The organism is Micromonospora sp. DT43 (assembly GCF_049841645.1).
Classification (GTDB): Bacteria; Actinomycetota; Actinomycetes; order Mycobacteriales; family Micromonosporaceae; genus Micromonospora.
In genome coordinates this window covers 730408-748824 of the sequence record NZ_JBNCKR010000003.1, presented here as the reverse complement: position 1 = coordinate 748824, position 18417 = coordinate 730408, and the positions used below count along the sequence as shown (strand labels likewise).

Annotated in this window: 15 protein-coding genes; 10 read left to right on the top strand and 5 right to left on the bottom strand. The window is 70.8% G+C overall.

What is annotated here, in order from left to right:
- Nucleotides 1-50 precede the first annotated feature (50 nt).
- Together ACLQ26_RS11190 and ACLQ26_RS11185 are read left to right on the top strand one after the other, a co-directional pair.
- Entirely contained in the window at nucleotides 51-4145 is a 4095-nt protein-coding gene (locus ACLQ26_RS11190) for a polymorphic toxin-type HINT domain-containing protein (protein ID WP_425744342.1), read from the top strand.
- Nucleotides 4142-4642, top strand: a complete 501-nt coding sequence (locus tag ACLQ26_RS11185) for a hypothetical protein (protein ID WP_425744341.1) — start codon at nucleotides 4142-4144, stop codon at nucleotides 4640-4642. Before ACLQ26_RS11190 ends, ACLQ26_RS11185 begins: the two co-directional genes overlap by 4 nt.
- Nucleotides 4643-5026: 384 nt before the next feature.
- On the opposite strand, the gene ACLQ26_RS11180 is transcribed toward ACLQ26_RS11185, so the two are convergent.
- Nucleotides 5027-5206 (bottom strand): DUF6104 family protein, encoded by a 180-nt coding sequence (locus ACLQ26_RS11180; protein ID WP_425744340.1) that lies wholly within the window; start codon nucleotides 5204-5206, stop codon nucleotides 5027-5029.
- A 64-nt stretch (nucleotides 5207-5270) separates the two neighbouring features.
- The gene (locus tag ACLQ26_RS11175; RefSeq protein WP_425744339.1) at nucleotides 5271-9041 is read right to left on the bottom strand and encodes a multifunctional oxoglutarate decarboxylase/oxoglutarate dehydrogenase thiamine pyrophosphate-binding subunit/dihydrolipoyllysine-residue succinyltransferase subunit; all 3771 of its coding nucleotides are present in this window, start codon (nucleotides 9039-9041) and stop codon (nucleotides 5271-5273) included.
- A gap of 256 nt (nucleotides 9042-9297) precedes the next feature.
- On the opposite strand from ACLQ26_RS11175, the gene ACLQ26_RS11170 reads away from it, so the two are divergent.
- A complete protein-coding gene (locus tag ACLQ26_RS11170; RefSeq protein WP_425744338.1) occupies nucleotides 9298-9636 on the top strand; it encodes a hypothetical protein in 339 nt (112 codons plus the stop codon).
- Nucleotides 9633-10040 carry a hypothetical protein gene (locus ACLQ26_RS11165; RefSeq protein WP_425744337.1) on the top strand — a complete coding sequence of 136 codons (408 nt, stop codon included), beginning with the start codon at nucleotides 9633-9635 and terminating at the stop codon, nucleotides 10038-10040. Before ACLQ26_RS11170 ends, ACLQ26_RS11165 begins: the two co-directional genes overlap by 4 nt.
- Nucleotides 10041-10091: 51 nt before the next feature.
- On the opposite strand, the gene ACLQ26_RS11160 is transcribed toward ACLQ26_RS11165, so the two are convergent.
- The 3 genes from ACLQ26_RS11160 to ACLQ26_RS11150 all read right to left on the bottom strand — a co-directional run bounded on the left by ACLQ26_RS11160 (nucleotide 10092) and on the right by ACLQ26_RS11150 (nucleotide 12629).
- On the bottom strand, nucleotides 10092-10913 hold the full coding sequence (locus ACLQ26_RS11160) for an ABC transporter permease (RefSeq protein WP_393300392.1): 822 nt from the start codon (nucleotides 10911-10913) through the stop codon (nucleotides 10092-10094).
- Nucleotides 10910-11845, bottom strand: a complete 936-nt coding sequence (locus tag ACLQ26_RS11155) for an ABC transporter ATP-binding protein (RefSeq protein ID WP_425744336.1) — start codon at nucleotides 11843-11845, stop codon at nucleotides 10910-10912. The genes ACLQ26_RS11160 and ACLQ26_RS11155 overlap by 4 nt, the downstream gene beginning before the upstream one ends.
- Before the next feature lie 139 nt (nucleotides 11846-11984).
- Nucleotides 11985-12629 (bottom strand): hypothetical protein, encoded by a 645-nt coding sequence (locus ACLQ26_RS11150; RefSeq protein ID WP_425744335.1) that lies wholly within the window; start codon nucleotides 12627-12629, stop codon nucleotides 11985-11987.
- 151 nt (nucleotides 12630-12780) lie between these two features.
- On the opposite strand from ACLQ26_RS11150, the gene ACLQ26_RS11145 reads away from it, so the two are divergent.
- From ACLQ26_RS11145 to ACLQ26_RS11120, 6 genes are all read left to right on the top strand, one after another.
- Nucleotides 12781-13563 (top strand): GNAT family N-acetyltransferase, encoded by a 783-nt coding sequence (locus ACLQ26_RS11145; protein WP_425744334.1) that lies wholly within the window; start codon nucleotides 12781-12783, stop codon nucleotides 13561-13563.
- Nucleotides 13560-14498, top strand: coding sequence for a lysophospholipid acyltransferase family protein (locus ACLQ26_RS11140; RefSeq protein ID WP_425744333.1), 939 nt, complete (start codon nucleotides 13560-13562; stop codon nucleotides 14496-14498). The genes ACLQ26_RS11145 and ACLQ26_RS11140 overlap by 4 nt, the downstream gene beginning before the upstream one ends.
- Before the next feature lie 103 nt (nucleotides 14499-14601).
- Nucleotides 14602-15426 (top strand): DUF4097 family beta strand repeat-containing protein, encoded by an 825-nt coding sequence (locus tag ACLQ26_RS11135; protein WP_425744332.1) that lies wholly within the window; start codon nucleotides 14602-14604, stop codon nucleotides 15424-15426.
- Nucleotides 15423-16034: a PadR family transcriptional regulator gene (locus ACLQ26_RS11130; RefSeq protein WP_425744331.1), complete on the top strand. Its 612-nt coding sequence runs from the start codon at nucleotides 15423-15425 to the stop codon at nucleotides 16032-16034. The genes ACLQ26_RS11135 and ACLQ26_RS11130 overlap by 4 nt, the downstream gene beginning before the upstream one ends.
- Before the next feature lie 85 nt (nucleotides 16035-16119).
- Nucleotides 16120-16821, top strand: coding sequence for a response regulator transcription factor (locus ACLQ26_RS11125; protein WP_110561683.1), 702 nt, complete (start codon nucleotides 16120-16122; stop codon nucleotides 16819-16821).
- The gene (locus tag ACLQ26_RS11120) at nucleotides 16818-18380 is read left to right on the top strand and encodes a sensor histidine kinase (RefSeq protein WP_425744330.1); all 1563 of its coding nucleotides are present in this window, start codon (nucleotides 16818-16820) and stop codon (nucleotides 18378-18380) included. The genes ACLQ26_RS11125 and ACLQ26_RS11120 overlap by 4 nt, the downstream gene beginning before the upstream one ends.
- Nucleotides 18381-18417 lie beyond the last annotated feature (37 nt).

Sequence of the window (18417 nt, the reverse complement as noted above, 5' to 3'; positions counted from 1 at the left end):
GGATTGTCCGACGAGGATTCCGGGCAGTCGCCGCCGGTCTGGTGCTGGCGTTGGCGGTTCAGGTGGCCGGCACCGGTGTGCCGGCACACGCCGACGTCGATGACGGACTCACCGTCGCGGAGATCCGTGACCTGGCGGTCTTGGACCTGGTCCAAGGCGGGCCGTCGGTCCGGCGTGCGGCGGAGACGGCGCTGTTAGGTTCCGAACAGGACGTTCGGGCCTACTACGAGACCGGGTTCAATGCCGCACAGCGGGCGGATGAGCAAGCAGCCGTGCAGGCGCTAGCGGGAATGGACGGGCCGGCGTTGCGGGCGGGGGCCCTGGCCGTGTTGGAAAAGCCGCGCGAGGAACTCCAGGTATTCCTCAACGATGGTTTCCAGTCGGCGTGGGATGCCGATGAGCGGTTGCGGGTCTACCGGGTCCTGGAGTCCGGTGGTGTCACGGTTCGGACGGCGGCGCAGCGTGCCCTCGACGGTGGTGCTGATCAAATCGATGAGTTCCTGGTGTCGGGGCGTGCGGCGGCGGAGCATGCCGACGATCGGTTGGCGGCGACGCGGATGTTGGCCGGAGGGCCGAACAACAGCGGCGCGATGTTGGATTCGGCGGCGCAGGCGGCGTTGGGCGGCTCGCCGGAGGAGCTGAAGGAGTTCCTGCGGTGGGGTCAGTTCGTGGCCCGGGCGCGGGATGCGGAGTTGGCGTCGATCCGGAGTCTGACGGAGCAGGCGAAGCAGGCTTCCGAGGTCACGGCGCGGGAGGCGTTGGCGGCGGAGGAGACCTCGACGCGGGCGGGCAACGCGGCGGCCGAGGCGAAGAAGGCGGCGCAGGCAGCGGAGGCGGAGGCCAAGGCCGCGGGGGGCGATGCGCGGAAGGCATCGGCCGCGGCTGGCCGGGCGGCGGATGCCGCTGACGGTGCGGCCGAGGCGGCGCGGGACGCGGTGGCGGCGTCGAACGCGGCGATGCGCGCGGCGCGGGTGGCGGCGGACGCGGCGCGGAAGGCGACGACGGCGGCGGCGTTGACGGCGCAGGCAGCGTCCCGGGCGCAGAAGGCGGCGGCGTCGGCGCGGTTGAACGCCGGCGATGCGCGGTTGGCGCGGGAGGCGGCCGAGGCGGCGCGGGACGCTGCGGCTCGGGCCCAGGAGCTGGCGCAGGTGAAGGCGGAGCGGGACCGGGCGTTGGCGAAGGCGTCGGCGGCGGCTGCGGCGGCGAAGGCGGCGAGCGGGAACGCGGCGGCTGCGGGTGTGGCCGCGGATGAGGCGGGTCGGCAGTCCGGGGTGTCGGCGCAGCAGGCGCAGCGGGCGCGTAACGCGGCTGCTGCGGCGCGGGCTGCGGCGGGGTCGGCGGATCGGGCGGCTGGTCGGGCCGAGGCGCTGGCGCGACAGGCGAAGGAGGCCTCGGACCAGGCGTTCGCGTTGGCGCAGTCGGCGGCGCAGCATGCGGATACCGCGGTGACGCAGGCGTTGGCGGCGGCGGACGCGGCGGATCGGGCGCAGTTCTCCGCAGCGGAGTCGGCGAAGCACGCGCAGGCTGCGGTGGACGCGGCGAACGTCGCGGTGAGCGCGGCGAACCAGGCGGTCCAGCTGGAGGAGATGGCTCGTACCGAGGACGAGTCGCGGTTGGCGGAGTGGACCGAGCAGGGGGTGCAGCAGGCTCAGACGGCGTTGCAGGCCGAGCAGGAGTCGCTGGCCGCCGGTGGTGAGCTGGCGGCGTGGAACCGGTCGTTGTTGTGGGACACCGCCGAGCAGGACCGGATCGACGCCGCGACGAAGACGCTGCTGGCGGAGGCGGGCGCTGCTGGCGCGGACACCGCGACGGTCCTCGACCGGGGCCGTAGGGCGGCGTTGGCGCTTCTGACGACCGGTGGTGACTGGACCAGACAGGCCGCCCGGGACGCGTTGGCCGGCGACGAGGCCGAGATGCGCGTGTGGTTGTCCGAGGGTCGGCGGTCCGCGGCCGGTCAGGACGACCGGGCGCGGTTGTGGCGGCTGGTGGACACGCTGCCCGACAGTCCGGAGCGCACTGCCGCGCAGACGGCCCTGACCGGCGACGACGCGGCGGTCGAGACGTTCCTGCGGACCCGCAACTATGCGGGGAAGATCACCAAGGACCGGCAGCGGGCCTATCAGATCCTGGCGGACGCCGCCACGGGGGTGAACCTCAAGGCCGCGACCGAGCGCGCGCTGGCCGGGACGGCGGCGGAGCTGCACCAGTTCCTCCGCAGCGGGCAGTACACGGCGCGCTCGGCCGATGAGCGCCTCGACGTCTACCGGGTGATGGACACCGGGGGCCCGGAGGTCCAGGCCGCGGCGAAGGTCGCGTTGGCCGGTCCGCCGTCGCAGCTGTCGTACTTCCTGAGCACCGGGCAGTTCGACGCCATGCAGCGTGACCAGGAACAGGCCGCGCACGTGGCCACGGTGAAGAAGCTGATCGCCGAGGCGCAGCAGTACGCGCAGACAGCACTGGAGGACGCCGACCGGGCGGTCGAGGCGGCGAAGCGGGCTCAGGGCTACGCCAACGAGGCCAACGCCGCCAAGGTGCGGGCGGACAACGCCGCCGCGCAGGCGATCACGTTCGCCAACAAGGCGAAGGCGTCCGCGGACGACGCGAAGCGCTCGGCGGACCAGGCGGCCGCGTCGGCCGTGACCGCCCGCAGCGCCGCGAACCGGGCCCGGGCCAGCGCCGACAGCGCCGCCCGCTCCGCGGCCACCGCGACTGCGGCCGCCGAACGCGCCCAGGCCGACGCCCGGGCCGCGTTCCAAGCCAAACGAGACGCTCGTGCCTCCGCCGAAGCCGCCGGCTTGGACGCCGCCGCCGCCGCGCAGGCCGCGAAGGAGGCCACCCAGACCTACCTCCAGCGGCTCAAGGAGGAAGAACAGAAACGACGCAGCACCGAACCGGGCAGCGGCCCTGATGGCAACGGCACTGCCCTCGAGAACCACAAGACCTGGGGCTGCTTGGCCATCGAACTGTCCTCGGTGTCCAAGGAATGCGGCGCGGTCTTCAAGGACTTCGCCCAGGCCCTCATCGACAAAGAGAAGTGCAAGTCACCGACGGACGTCTCGTCCACTGGCTGCGCCATGGTCGGCGACCTCAAACAGCTCATCGGTGAGAACGAAGACGTCCTCATGGACATGCTGCAGTTCACGCTGATGGCCTGCGGGCTCGTCCCCGGCGTCGGCGAAGCCTGCGACGTCATCGACGCCACGATCTCCTTCGCCCGTGGAGACTACGTCGGCGGCCTGCTCAGCGGATTCTCCGCCATACCCTTTGTCGGCGCCGCCGGCACCGCCGGCAAAGCATGGAAGAACTCAGACAAATTCCGCAACATCAAAAACTTGATCGACAAGCTTCGCAAGAATGACGTTTGTCCCGTGCCCAACAGTTTCACCCCTGGCACACGCGTGCTCCTCACTGGCGGACGCACCAAGAACATCGAGGACGTGGACGTCGGCGACACCGTCATGGCTACCGACCCCGTCGCGCGGCGCACGGCGCCCAAGCCGGTGACCGCCACGATCAGCAGTTCCGGCATCAAACACCTGATCGACCTCGCCATTGACGACGACAACGACCCCGACACCGACCCAGAAACCATCACCACCACCCCCGGCCACCCGTTCTGGAGCCCCTCCCAAAAGGAGTGGCTGCCTGCCGAGCTCTTGACCGCAGACTCGACCGTCCTCACCCAGAACGGCACCCAGGTGACGGTCACCGCAACATCCACCCGTGTAGCGACCACGTCGGTGCACAACCTCACCGTCGCCGACCTGCACACGTACTATGTGCTCGCTGGCCCCACACCGGTGCTTGTGCACAACTGTGGAGGGCCCATCCGGGTCTCGCCGTCGGCGCAGGATTGGGGCACCAAGGGGGCGCACATGCACATCGGCAACCACGAGGTACGTATTTTCCCGGACGGAAACGGCGGTATCGGCGCTGAGCCGATCCGATTGAGTTCGGGCACTGCCACCGCAGAGGATGTGCAGCGGGCGCTTGCTGAACTTCAGCGCAACCCGCAGCTTCGGGCTGACCTAGCCAATAAGGCCCGGAGTGCGATGGGCAGCATGAACAGCGGCGAGTGGGGAATGAGCAGCAACCGCGCGGCCGAGATGTATTTCTTGATGAAGGCTTTGGAGAGAATGGGTTGATCGATCTCGCGTTTTATGTAGACGCAGCGCGGTCTGGATCAATCCTCGGAGTAGGTCCGGGATCCACCGCCGACGAGATCCAGAATGCGCTGGGCCGGGATTTTGTAGACGACGCACGCAGAGGGCGGATGCGCCGCGATTACGGCCTGGTTGAGTTCCAGTTCAATAGAAGCGGCTCCGGGTGGTTGTGCTTCGGAATGGCGATCCAAGTTCACCGTCTACCAAGTGGAGGGACTCGCATCATCCCGGCGGCGTTGCGGGATCGTTACGGACAACTTGCCGCCTCGGTCGATGCCGATTTGTTCGCACAGGCTCTCGCGATGCGGGGGGGGCAGATTGTGCGCGAGGGGGTGGAAGGCGAGTTCACTCGCTATCGCGTAGATGGAACCAGCTCTTTTGTTCATGTTCATGAAGAGCGGCAGGAATTGATCGGCGAGGGCGGAAGTGGGGATGTCTGGTCGATTGAGATCAGGGGCCCAGGAACTGTCAGGGGTTGATTTGTAGGTCTGGCGAGGAGAGAGATCTTCTTCGCGCCAGCTCGCCTTTGAGAAGATGGGCCACCGCGCCGGGGCGGCCACCGGGAAGACGCGGCAGGCGGTTTCGTTCCGCCTGTTGCGCCTTCCCGGTGCCGTACGACTGCGGAGCGGAGCGCCCGCCTCAGTTGTCGGCGTCGAGCACGTCCCGGGTCTAGCGGGCGTTCTCCGGCTCCTCGTATGTGCCGACCACGAGCACCGCGACCTTCGGCGCCGGCCGGCGAGATCAGCCGGTCACCGCTGCCGTGGTTGCGGGCCGGGTCGCCGGCGTCGCGGCGGGCCAGCACCTCCCGCATGTCGTTGACGCCCGTCAGCCCGAGTAGGGCCGCTGCGGTGGGACGCGAAGGGTTATTCATCGTCCTTGTCGTCGAGGCGGGCCAGCCAGGTGGCGAACCGCTCGACCGGCGTCTCGAACTCCGGGTTCAGGTCGACGAAGTCGCGCAGGCGCTCGCCCAGCCACTCCAGGGTCACCTGCTCGTCGCCCCGACGCTCGACCAGCTCCTCAATGCCACGGTCGGTGAAGTACACGGTCGTCCTCTCGTCGTACGACAGCGGCCCGCCCCCGGTGGAGGGACGGGCCGCTGCGGTCAGGTCACGGGCGGGGGAGTGCCGCCTCGATGAGCGCGGTCTGCTCGACCTCGTGGGTCTTGGCCGAGCCGACCGCCGGGGCCGCCGCGGCCGGGCGGGAGATCCGCCGCAGCCGGACGTCGGTGAGGTGCTCCAGCAGGTTGAGCGCGACGAACGACCAGGCGCCCTGGTTGGCCGGCTCCTCCTGCACCCAGGCGAAGTCCTCCGCGTTCGGGAACTGCGCGAGGGCGGCCCGGATCTCCTCCACCGGCAGCGGGTACAGCTGCTCGATGCGGATGATCGCGGTGTCGGTGACGCCGCGCTCCTGCCGGGCCTGGAACAGGTCGTAGTAGACCTTGCCGGAGCAGAGCAGCACCCGCTTCACCGACTCGGGCGCCGGGGCCGCGGTGTCGCGCAGCACCGGCTGGAAGGTGCCGGTGGTGAAGTCCTCCACCGAGGAGACGCAGAGCTTGTGCCGCAGCAGCGACTTCGGCGTGAACACCACGAGCGGCTTGCGCTTCGGCGACAGGGCCTGGCGCCGCAGCAGGTGGAAGTAGTTCGCCGGCGTCGTCGGGATGGACACCCGCATGTTGTCCTCGGCGCACATCTGCAGGAACCGCTCCGGGCGACCGGAGGTGTGGTCCGGGCCCTGGCCCTCGTGGCCGTGCGGGAGCAGCAGGGTCACCGCAGAACGCTGACCCCATTTCACCTCGCCGGAGGAGATGAACTCGTCGATCACCGACTGGGCGCCGTTGACGAAGTCGCCGAACTGGGCCTCCCAGGCGACGAGCGCGTTGACGTTCTCCACCGAGTAGCCGTACTCGAAGCCCATCGCCGCGTACTCGCTGAGCAGCGAGTCGTGCACGAAGAACCGGGAGCGCTCGCCGTCACCGGTGAGCGACTTCAACGGCAGGTAGTCCTCGCCGGTGCGGGAGTCGACCACCGACGCGTGCCGCTGGACGAAGGTGCCGCGCCGCGAGTCCTGCCCGGCGAGCCGGACGGTGACCCCGTCGTGCAGCAGCGCCCCGAACGCGATGATCTCGCCGAAGCCCCAGTCGATGTTGCCCTCGACGGACATCTTGGCCCGGCGGTCGAGCAGCTGCTGGATCCGCTTGTGCGGAGTGAAGCCCTCCGGCAGGTTGGTGTGTGCCTCGCCGATGGCCTTCACCACGGAGGCGTCGGTGGCGGTGTCGACAGCCGGCTCCGGCTCCTCCTCGCGGCGGGGGCGGTTGAGCTGGCGTGGGGCTGCGGCGGCGTCCCGGGTGGCCTTGAAGACCTTCTCCAGCTGCGCCTGGTAGTCGCGCAGCAGCTCCTCCGCGTCCTCCACGGTGATGTCGCCGCGACCGATCAGCTCCTCGGTGTAGAGCTTGCGCACCGAACGCTTCGAGTCAATGATCTTGTACATCTGAGGGTTGGACATCGACGGGTCGTCGCCCTCGTTGTGGCCGCGCCGGCGGTAGCAGACCATGTCGATCACGACGTCCTTGTTGAACGCCTGCCGGTATTCAAAAGCCAGCCGGGCGACCCGGACCACGGCCTCCGGGTCGTCGCCGTTCACGTGGAAGATCGGCGCCTGGATCATCCGGGCCACGTCGGTGCTGTAGAGGCTGGACCGGCTGTACTCCGGGGCGGTGGTGAAGCCGACCTGGTTGTTGACCACGACGTGCACGGTGCCGCCGGTGCGGTAGCCGCGCAGCTGCGACAGGTTGAGCGTCTCGGCGACCACACCCTGCCCGGCGAACGCGGCGTCACCGTGCACCGCCAGCGGCAGCACGGTGTAGCCCTCCAGCTTGAGGTCGATCCGGTCCTGCTTGGCCCGGACGATGCCCTCCAGCACGGGGTCGACGGCCTCCAGGTGCGACGGGTTCGCCACCAGCGACACCTTGACGACGTGCTCGCCGTCCGGGGTGGTGAACTTGCCGTTCTGACCCAGGTGGTACTTCACGTCGCCGGAGCCCTGCGTCGAGCGCGGGTCGAGGTGACCCTCGAACTCCGAGAAGATCTTCTCGTACGGCTTGCCGACGATGTTTGCCAGCACGTTGAGTCGGCCCCGGTGGGCCATGCCGATGACGACCTCGTCCAGCCCGCTCTCGGCAGAGGACTCCAGCACCTCGCCCAGCAGCGGGATCAGCGACTCGCCACCCTCCAGCGAGAAGCGCTTCTGGCCGACGTACTTGGTCTGCAGGAAGGTCTCGAACGCCTCGGCGGCGTTGAGCCGGTTGAGCACGTGCTTCTGCTCGTCCGCGGACGGCTTCTCGTACTTGCGCTCGATCCGTTCCTGGATCCAGCGCCGCTCCTCCGGGTCCTGGATGTGCATGTACTCGATGCCGACGCGGCGGCAGTACGAGTCGCGCAGCACGCCGAGGATCTCGCGCAGCTTCATCCGCTGACGGCCGGCGAAGCCGTTGACCGGGAACTCGCGGTCCAGGTCCCACAGGGTCAGCCCGTGCTGGAGGACGTCCAGGTCGGGGTGCTTGCGGATGGTGAATTCCAGCGGGTCGGTGTCGGCCATCAGGTGACCGCGCACGCGGTACGCGTGGATCAGCTCGTGCACCCGGGCGGTCTTGTTGATCTGACCCTCGGAGTTGACGGCGACGTCGCGCACCCAGCGCACCGGCTCGTACGGGATGCGCAGCGAGGTGAAGATCTGGTCGTAGAAGTTGTGCTCGCCCAGGATCAGCTCGTGCATGACCTTGAGGAACTCGCCGGACTGCGCGCCCTGGATGATCCGGTGGTCGTACGTGCTGGTCAGCGTGATGATCTTGCTGACGGCCAGCTCGGCGAGGGTGGCCTCGGACATGCCCTGGTAGGGGGCCGGGTACTCCATCGCGCCCACGCCGATGATCGCGCTCTGGCCCTGCATGAGCCGCGGCATGGAGTGCACCGTGCCGATGCCGCCCGGGTTGGTGAGTGAGATCGTGGTCCCGGAGTAGTCCTCCATGGTCAGCTCGTTGCGCCGCGCCCGCCGGACCACGTCCTCGTACGCCTGCCAGAACTGCCGGAAGTCCATCTGCTCGCAGCCCTTGATGGAGGGGACCACCAGGTTGCGGGTGCCGTCCGGCTTGGCCAGGTCGATGGCGATGCCGAGGTTGACGTGCGCCGGGCGGACCACTGCGGGCTTGCCGTTGGCCTCGGCGAACGAGTTGTTCATCTCGGGGTGCTGGACCAGCGCCCGCACCATCGCGTAGCCGACCAGGTGGGTGAAGCTGACCTTGCCACCGCGCCCCCGGGCGAGGTGGTTGTTGATCACGATGCGGTTGTCGACAAGCAGCTTCGCCGGGACCGCGCGGACGCTTGTCGCGGTGGGCACGCTCAGGGAGGCGTCCATGTTCTGGACGATCTTCGCGGCGACACCCCGCAGCGGGGTGGTCTGCGGGCCGTCGGCGGTGGGCGCGGCGGCCTTCGCGGCCGGCTTGGCCGGTGCGGCCTTGTCCGGGGTGGCCTTCGCGGGCGCTGGCGCGGCCTTGGCCGGCGCCGACGGCGCGGCGGCGGGCTTGCTGGCGGCGCTCGGCTTAGCCGGGGCGCTCGGCTTAGCCGGGGCGCTCGGCTGGCTGACCGTGGCCGCGGCCTCCGGCTGGCCGTCCGGCTCGGGCGCGGCGGCTGGCTTGCCCGACGTCTCCGCTCCGCGCGGTGTGCCGGCGCCGGGCGCCGGTCGGTAGTCGGCGAAGAAGTCGTGCCAGGCCGAATCGACGCTCGTTGGGTCGGCGAGGTACCGCTGGTACATCTCCTCGACGATCCACTCGTTCGGGCCGAAACCCGCCAGTGGGTTCTCCTGCGAAGTCTGCTGGGTCGACACGGCCGGTAATCGCCTCTTTCACGCGGGTTTGTGTGTCACGCGGTGTCCGTCGCGTCCAGTTGATGGACCACGGACAGGACGACTCCCAGGCTACGCCGTACAGATCCCCCAGGCATTTCCGCCTCGGTCGGGTGGCCGGTTTCACAGAAGATGCCAGAAGTTCAGCAACCCCTGCGCGGCCGATCATCGACTGGTAACGCACAACTGAGTACGGGTGCGGATGTGCGGGTTCCCGCTGCCGGCGAGGATCGGGCGCATGGATCGACACGGGGTACGGGGGCGCTACGGCCGGAGCATGGCGGTGGCGTCCGGTTGGTACGTCACCGCGATCGCGGCCCTGGCGGTGGGCACGACGAGTGTGCCGAGCGCGCCGCGGGACGACTGCGCGGCCTGGTTCAGTTGCCTGTCGCCGGGCGAGTCGCTGGTGTTCGTCGGGCTGGTGTGGGGTGCGCCGGTGCTGCTCGGGCTGTTGGGCGTGACGGCGCTGGTGGCCGCGCTTGTCGTCCGCGTCATCCCCTCGGCGGTGCTCGCCGGCACCACCTCCGCGGCGCTCGGCGTCGGGGTCTGCGCCGCCGCGTACCTGGGTCGCTCGTGAAACGGGCCGGCCTCGGCGGGCTCTTCTTCGCCTGGCTCTACGGGGTGCCGTTCCTACTGCTGGTGGGCGTGATCCGGCGCGTTTCCAGGCCGTACACGCCGAGCGCCGACGACGCGCAGGCGTTCGGCGCGACAACGGACGCCGTGCTGACGACCGGGCTCCTGCTCAACGCGGTGCTTCCGGTGCTCGGGCTGCTGCTCGCCGTGCTGGCCGGGGAGGCGGTCTGGCGGCGGCACTTCGCCGGGGCGCTCGGCGGGATGGTGCTGTTCTACGTGGCGGTAGCGATGGTCGCGAGCATGACCACCACCGGCTTGACCGGACACATCCCCGCCGATCAGGAGTCCGACCCGCCTGTCACGCACTGCGTTCCGATCAGCGGCGGGCGAGGCTGCCCGGGCGGGTGACGGGCGATCCGGGGTGACGACCGTGCCGTCGCCACCCCGGAGCTCCGTCGATCAGGAAATGTCGCGCCGGCGCAGCAGCAGGCTGCCGACGAGGCCGGTGACCACCGCGTACCCGATGAGCACGGCGGCGCCCGCCCAGCGCGGCGGGTTGCCGGGGATGTCGGTCCCGGTGACCATCAGCGACGAGGCGAGCGACGGCACCAGCAGTTGCAGGTTGTTGATCCAGTCGCCCCACCTGTCGGCCAGGATGGCGATCACGAAGATGGCACCGATCGAGCCGCCCAGGTAGAGCAGGATGCCGGTCACTGTGGCGCCGATCTGGCTGCGGATCAGCACGCCGATGCCGACACCGAACACCGCCCACAGCAGGTACGCGAGCAGGTTCAACCCGATCGCCCGCCAGGCGGCGTCGTTGCCCAACTGGGAGTCCACTCCGACGGCGCTGAGCACCGCCGAGCCGGCGATCAGGTTGAACACGGTGGTGACCAGCCAGAACAGCAGCGCCAGCACACCCGCCGCGACCAGCTTGGCGATCATCACGGCGGTGCGGTGCGGGTTGGTCAGGAACGTGGTGGTGACCGTCTGGTGGAAGAACTCGCTTGTCACCACGATGATGCCGAGCAGCATGATGATCAGCAGGCCGAAGAACTGCCCGGTGGTGAAGAGGTTCGACGCGAGCGCGTCCGGAGTGGCCGCGGCCTCGAACTGGGCGGCCTGGTCGCCCACGTCGGCGGGGCTGGTGCTGGTCAGGGCATCGGCCTGCAACCAGTTGATGAGCAGCGTGAGCGCCCAGAGCGGCAGGCTGATCAGCGCGAAGATCCACCAGGTGTTGGTGGTACGGATCTTGAGTAGCTCGGATCGGACGAGGTTCATCGGATGCCCGCCTTTCCGGCCGTCAGCTCCAGGAAGACCCGTTCCAGATCGGGCCGTTCGGTGGTCAGTTCGTGCAGCTCGACGCCGGCGGCCAGGGCGGCCCGGCCGATCGTCGGGGCGTCCACCCCGGAGACCAGCAGGACACCCTGCTCGTCGGTGGTGACGGTGGCCGACTGTGCCTTCAGTGCGGTGGTCAGCGCCTCGGCCTGCGGGGTGCGGACCCGCACCTGGGCGCCCTGCGCCATCGAACCGAGCACCTGCTCGACCGGACCCTGCCGGACGAGCTGCCCAGCCGCGATGATCACCACGTCGTCGGCGAGCAACTGCATCTCCGACAGCAGGTGGCTGGAGACCAGCACCGTGCGGCCCTCGTGGGCGAGGTTCTTGAGGAACCCGCGCATCCACCGGATGCCCTCCGGGTCCAGCCCGTTGGCCGGCTCGTCGAGGATCAGCACCCGGGGGTCACCGAGCATCGCGGCGGCGATACCGAGCCGCTGCTTCATGCCCAGCGAGTAGCCCTTGAACTTGCGCTTCGCCGCCGGGGTCAACCCGACCAGCTCCAACGCCTCGTCGGCCCGCGAACGGGGCAGACCGGCAGCCGCGCAGATCACGCGCAGGTGGTTGATGCCGGTGCGGCCCTTGTGCGCGCTGGACGCCTCCAGGATCGCGCCGACATGCCGCAGCGGGTCGGTGAGGTCGGCGTAGCGCCGGCCGCTGATGGTGGCCGTGCCCCCGGTCGGCGTGACCAGGTTCAGCAGCATGCGCAGCGTGGTGGTCTTGCCGGCGCCGTTCGGGCCGAGGAAGCCGGTCACCCGCCCCGGTGCCACGGTGAAGGACAGGTTGTTCACCGCCCGCACGTTCTTGTATTGCTTCGTCAGACCGGACACCACGATCTGACCGTCGCTGGTGGGGCTTCGCTGCCCGTCAGTCATCATTCTCCTCCCGTGTGGCGTCGAGGTACGCCGTGGCACAGCGTGACGGTCCCGAGCAACAAGGTCAATCAGGCCCGGTCCGTACGGCGTGGTCCCCCTCGGGGCGGAGGCGTCTCCTCCCTGCGAACGACGGCGGGCCTCAGCGGGCGATCCAGGTGGCACGGGCCGCGCCGAGCAGCGCTCCGCCGGGGCCGTACAGGCTGGTGTGCACAAGCGCCTTGCGGCCGTCGACGCCGATCAGCGCGCCTGTCACCACGCACTCGTCGCCCGGCGCCGGCCGGGCGTGGACCACCGCGGCGATCCGGCCGAGCAGGTACGGGCGGTCCGGTGCGAGCACCGTCCAGCCGCCGGGGCAGTCCAGCGCGGCCCACACCGTGGCGTCGCTGACCTGCTCGGGGGCGCGAAACGGCGCGGCGGTCCGACCGTCCGACAACCGGCCGGGGAAGATCCGCAACCCGTCGGTCCGGCTCGGACCGCAGACGAAACAGCCGGGGTACGGATGCCCGACGAACCCGGGGTAGCGGGTTGACGCCTCCACCGCCGTCTCCCGGTCGACCGGGGGCACGACGGCATCCACGACGCCGGCGGGGCGGACCTCGGCCACCAGCTCGCCGGCCGGGTCCCGAACGTCGCCGTCGACGAGGCTCAGCGCCGTCTCCAGCGGCGGTGGCCGACGTAGCGTCACCTCCACCGGTCCGGGTCCCGCCTCGGCGGCGAAGAGGCCGGCGCTCCAACCGCCGTTGCCGGAGCCGGTGGGCCCGTTGTAGCGGGACTCGATGCGCACAGGTGACCTCCGTGGGGCGTGGGGCTGCGTCGTCGCCGGACCGTCGGGCAGCCTCGCACGGCCACGATCGCAGGCATCCGCCGGTCGGCGTTCATCCGGGCGACACCAGTGGTGCCCACCGATGGCAACCCGGGGCATTTACACAGGTCCCATGGCCGTTCTGCATGTCGCTGGCGCACCCCTGACGACCAGCGGATACACCCTGCTGATCGCCGACGACCCCACCCAGGTCGCGGCCGCGCAACGCCTGCGCCACGAGGTGTTCGCCACCGAGTTGGGCGCCACCCTCCGCCCCGGCGCCGCCGGGCTGGACGTGGACCCCTTCGACGCCCACTGCGACCACCTCATCGTCCGCGAGGACAGCACCGGACAGGTGGTCGGCACGTACCGGCTGCTGCCGCCCGGTCGCACCGATCGCCGGTACGCCGAGGACGAGTTCGACCTCGGCGCGCTGGACCCGCTCCGCGACGACCTGGTCGAGGCCGGCCGGTCCTGCGTGCACCCCGACCACCGCTCGGGCGCGGTGATCAATCTGATGTGGGCGGGCATCACCCGCTACCTGCACCTGCGCGGCTCCCGCTGGCTCGGCGGCTGTGCCTCCGTACCGGTCGCCGACGGCGGTCGGACGGTCGCCGGGGTGTGGGCCCAGGCGCAGGCCCGGCACCTGTCGCCGCCGCCGCTGCGGGTCCGACCGCTGCGGCCGTGGTTCGCGGAGTCGGCCGCAGCCCCGGCTGCCCCGGCCTCCGCCACCGACCCGGCCGTCCGCGTGGCCGTCCCTCCGCTGCTGCGTGGTTACCTGCGGCTCGGCGCGTGGATCTGCGGTGAACCGTCGTACGACCCGGACTTCGGGTGCGCGGACTTCTACGTGCTCTTCTCCCTGGACCGGATGAACCCGCGCTACCTGCGGCACTTCCTGGGCGGGGGCGAGCGGTGAGCGCCGGGGCGCACGACCTGTGGCGGCCCCTCTCGGGCTGCGACGACGACTGCCTGCCGGCGGCCGGCGAGGTGCCCACCGTGCCGGTGGCTCGCCGGGTGCTCCGGCTGGTGGCGGCGAGCGGGATGCTGCTGGCCGGGGTGGGCGTGGCGATGCTGCTGCCCGTGCTGCCGGCGCGCGAGCGGCAGGCGGTGCTGCGCGGCTGGGCCCGGGGCACCGCGCGTGCGTTCGGCGTCCGGCTGGTGATCAAGGGTCGGCTGCCCCGGCGGCGCGCGCTGCTGGTCGCCAACCACGTCTCGTGGCTGGACGTCCTCGCCGTCCTGGCGGTCGCGCCCACCCGGATGGTGGCGAAGCGGGAGGTCCGGTCCTGGCCGCTGGTCGGGCTGCTGGCGGCTGCGGCGGGCACGGTCTTCGTGGACCGGTCCCGGCCGCGGGCGCTGCCGGCCACCGTGCGCCGGCTCGCCGACACGCTGCGCGCCGGCCGGTCGGTAGCGGTCTTTCCCGAGGGTACGACCTGGTGTGCCGGGGACGGCGCGGCCGAGTGCCGCCCCGGGGGCGGCTTCCGGCCCGCGATGTTCCAGGCCGCCATCGACGCGGGCAGCCCGGTGGTGCCGCTGCGGCTCGGATACCTGTGCGAGGCCACCGGAGCGGTCACGACTGCCGCCGCCTTCCTCGGCGCGGACACCCTGCTGCGCTCGGTGGGCCGGGTGGTGGCGGCGCGGCACCTGGTGGTCACGGTGACGATCGCCGCCGCGCTGCACCCGGCCCGCGACGCCGACCGGCGGTTGCTGGCCCGGGCCGCCGAGTCGGCCGTACACCTGGTGCCTCCGGTGCGCGCCGCGACGCGGGCCCGGCTGCGGCCGGTGCCCGCCCCGACCCCGGCGGATCCCGTGCTGTCGCCGACCGCTGGCCGGGACCTGGGCCTGGCGGCCTGAGCGGGCGGGAGGGGGCGACTCGCGACAGTCTTGTGTGTCGCGATGTATCGCGTTACTGTCTCCCTGTCGGTGCGCATGGGCGCGTCGTCGAGGGGAGGACGCCATGGCCGGATGGACTGTCGACAGCCCGCAGCGGCTCACCGTGGACGGCCCGGTCACCCGGCTGGACGTCCGCCTGATCAGTGGACGGCTCAACGTGGTCGCCACCGACGGCCCGACCCGGGTCGACGTCACCCAGGTCGGCCGTCGACCGGTCCTGGTCGACCACTCCGACGGGCGGCTCAGCATCCGTCAGGAGCGCGGCCACGGCTGGTCGGAGGTCCTGCGGTGGTTCCAGATGATCCACCGCTACCCGCGGGTGGACGTCTCCGTCGCCGTGCCCGCCGACGTCCTCGCCGACCTGGAGCTGGTGTCCGGGTCGCTTGTCGCCTCCGGCCTGCGCCGGCAGACCAGGGCCCACGTCGTCGCCGGTCAGATCACCCTGATGGGCCTGCGGGGCAACACCTCCGCGAAGATCACCTCCGGCCCGGTGGAGGCGCTCGGCGTGCGCGGCGACCTCAGCCTGGAGACCGTCTCCGGGGAGGTGATCCTCGCCGACAGCGCCGCCGACCGGGTGCGTGCGCAGACCGTCTCCGGTGCGATCACCTGCGACCTGGACAATCCGCGACGCAGCGAGATCCAGCTCACCACCATCTCGGGCAGCATCACCGTCCGGGTCCGGGAGGACAGCGACCTCGCCGTCCGGCTCAACACCGCCTCCGGCCGCATCACCAGCGGGTTCCCGCAGGTGCGCAACTCCAGATTCCCGCTGCCGAGCAGCGAGGGAGTGCTCGGCGCCGGCGAAGGTAAGCTCTGGGCCTCCGCGACGTCGGGGAGCATCTCGCTCCTCGCCCGGCCGGTGGCCGCCGACGAGGAGGAGTTGCCGTGACCGCCGTGTTCAGCCACGGGCGGCTCCGGCTCTACCTGCTCAAGCTCCTCGACGACGGCCCCAAGCACGGCTACGAGCTGATCCGCCTCCTGGAGGACCGGTTCCTCGGGCTCTACGCGCCAAGCGCCGGCACCATCTATCCCCGCCTGCAACGGCTGGAGGCCGAAGGTCTGGTCAGCCACACCGCCGCCGGGGGACGCAAGACGTACGCCATCACCGACGCCGGCCTCGCCGAGCTGCGCCAGCGCGCAGGTGAGCTTGCCGCGTTGGAAGCGGACATCGCGGCCTCGGTGGCCGACCTCTCCACCCTGGCCGGCGAGATCCGCAACGAGGTGCGCGGCTCGACGCGCGACCTCAAGCGGGAGCTGAGCGAGGCCACCCGGCAGACCCGGCGTACGCGGTGGGAGCCGCAGGCGTCGCCGTACCGGCCCCCGCCGGGCGACGGTTCGCGCGCCGCCCTGCTCGAGGAGTTCGACAAGCGTCTGGCCTCGTTCACCGCCGAGGTGAGCCGTCTGGCGCGGGCGCGGCAGTTCAGCGACACTCAACTGAGCACGGCGATCCGGCTGCTCGACGGCGCCCTCGACGGGCTGCGCCGACTGCTGCGCTGACACCTGCCGGCAACCCCGACGACTCACAGGGTTTTTCCAGGAAGCGTCCAGCGCCGGTGCAGTGAGTTCACCGATGATTGGGCCCATGCCCGCTACCCAGACCGAGGCGCGACTTCTCGTCGTCGAGGACGACCCCAACATCCTCGAACTGCTCTCCGCGAGCCTGCGCTTCGCGGGCTTCGACGTGGCCACCGCGACCAGCGGCAGCGCGGCGCTGCACGCCGCCAAGGACCACCGGCCCGACCTGGTCGTGCTCGACGTGATGCTGCCGGACCTGGACGGCTTCGAGGTCATCCGGATGCTCCGCGAGGGCGGTACGCGTACGCCTGTGGTGTTCCTGACCGCCCGGGACGCCACCGACGACAAGATCCGCGGGCTCACCCTGGGTGGCGACGACTACGTCACGAAGCCGTTCAGCCTGGAGGAGCTGACCGCGCGGATCCGCGCCGTGCTGCGCCGCACCACCACCGGCGAGCAGGCCCCGTCCCGGCTCACCTTCGCCGACCTGGAGCTAGACGAGGAGACCCACGAGGTACACCGGGCCGGGCAGCGGGTGCAGCTCTCGCCGACCGAGTTCAAGCTGCTGCGCTACCTGATGCTCAACGCCAACCGGGTGCTGTCCAAGGCGCAGATCCTCGACCACGTCTGGAACTACGACTTCCGCGGCGACGACAACATCGTCGAGTCCTACATCTCCTACCTGCGGCGCAAGGTCGACACCACCCAGCCCCGGCTGATCCACACCCTGCGCGGCGTGGGGTACGTGCTGCGCAAGCCGGCTGCGTGAACGCCGTCCAGGAGGCGAAGGGACGGCTGCGGGGCGTACCGCTGCGGGTCAAGCTTGTCGCCTCGGTGCTCGCGCTGGTCTCCGGCGCTCTGTTGGTGATCAGTGTCTCGACCGCGTACTTCCTGCACAGCTATCTTGTCGGCCAGATCGATCTCGAACTGCGGGACTCGGCCAACCGGATCCAGTCCATCGCTTCGAGACCCAGCGGTGTCTTGTTGCCGAGCGATTACCTGGTGGTGCTGACCAGCTCGTCCACCGGCAAGGTGCAGGTCCCCGTGTACGACGATTCCCGCTTCACGGTGAACGACCTGCCGCCGTGGCCGAGCGACGCCGCGGGGTTCCAGACGCAGGAGCAGAGCCGCCACGGCGATCCGTTCACCGTTCGTGCCCGGGACAGTTCGGTGCGGTGGCGGATGCTCTACACCGAACTCCCCAGCGGTCAGATGGCGGCCATCGGCGAGCACCTCACCGACGTCGACTCCGCCGTCAGGCGGTTGGCCTGGATCGACCTGCTGGTCGGCGGCGCGGTACTGATCATGCTGGCGTCGGTGGGCGCGGCGATCGTGCGGACCAGCCTCAAGCCCCTCGTCGATATCGAACGGACGGCCGCCGCCATCGCCGGTGGCGACCTGACCCGCCGGGTGCCCGACCCGGAGGAGGGGCACGAGCAGCCCACCTCCGAGCTGGGCCGGCTCTCCCGCGCGCTGAATGCGATGCTCACCCAGATCGAGGCGGCGTTCACCGCCCGCGCGGCCTCGGAGACGACTGCCCGCTCGGCGGAGAGCACCGCCCGGGACGCGGCCGCCGCCGCGCAGGCGTCCGAGGCGCGGGCCCGGCGCTCCGAGGAGCGGATGCGGCGGTTCGTCGCGGACGCCTCGCACGAGCTGCGGACTCCGCTGACCACCATCCGCGGTTTCGCCGAGCTGTACCGGCAGGGCGCGGCCCGCGCACCGGAGCAGACCGCCGGGCTGCTGCGCCGGATCGAGGACGAGGCGGCCCGGATGGGTCTGCTGGTGGAGGATCTGTTGCTGCTCGCCCGGCTGGACCAGGAACGGCCGCTCTCGCTGGCCCCGGTGGAGCTGCCGGTGCTCGCCTCCGACGCCGTTCAGGCAGCGCGGGCCGTCGCCCCGGACCGGCGCATCGAGCTGGAGATCGAGCCCGGTTCCGGCCCGCTCGTCGTCTATGCCGACGACGCGCGGTTGCGGCAGGTCATCGGCAACCTGGTGACAAACGCGCTGACCCACACCCCGCCGGACGCCGACGTCAGCCTGCGCCTGCGGGCCGAGCCGGGCAATCTCGCGGTGGTGGAGGTGGTCGACACCGGCCCCGGTCTCACCCGGGAACAGTCGGAGCGGGTCTTCGAGCGGTTCTACCGGGCGGACGCGGCCCGGACCCGACGGGCCGACGGCAACACCGGCACCGGTCTCGGCCTGGCCATCGTGGCGGCGCTTGTCGCCGCTCACCACGGCTCGGTCGAGGTGCTCGAGACGCCCGGCGGCGGGGCCACTTTCCGGGTCCGGCTGCCGCAGGTGCCCAAGGTCGACGATCTGGGCGAGTGACTTTCAGGCAACTTCCAGGACGGTTCCAGGTTGATTG

Excerpts from the sequence above, each read along its gene's own strand:
- ACLQ26_RS11170 (WP_425744338.1), top strand. The coding sequence starts at position 9,298 with ATGGATCGACACGGGGTACGGGGGCGCTACGGCCGGAGCATGGCGGTG.
- ACLQ26_RS11160 (WP_393300392.1), bottom strand. The coding sequence starts at position 10,913 with ATGAACCTCGTCCGATCCGAGCTACTCAAGATCCGTACCACCAACACC.
- ACLQ26_RS11155 (WP_425744336.1), bottom strand. The coding sequence starts at position 11,845 with ATGACTGACGGGCAGCGAAGCCCCACCAGCGACGGTCAGATCGTGGTG.
- ACLQ26_RS11145 (WP_425744334.1), top strand. The coding sequence starts at position 12,781 with ATGGCCGTTCTGCATGTCGCTGGCGCACCCCTGACGACCAGCGGATAC.
- ACLQ26_RS11135 (WP_425744332.1), top strand. The coding sequence starts at position 14,602 with ATGGCCGGATGGACTGTCGACAGCCCGCAGCGGCTCACCGTGGACGGC.
- ACLQ26_RS11125 (WP_110561683.1), top strand. The coding sequence starts at position 16,120 with ATGCCCGCTACCCAGACCGAGGCGCGACTTCTCGTCGTCGAGGACGAC.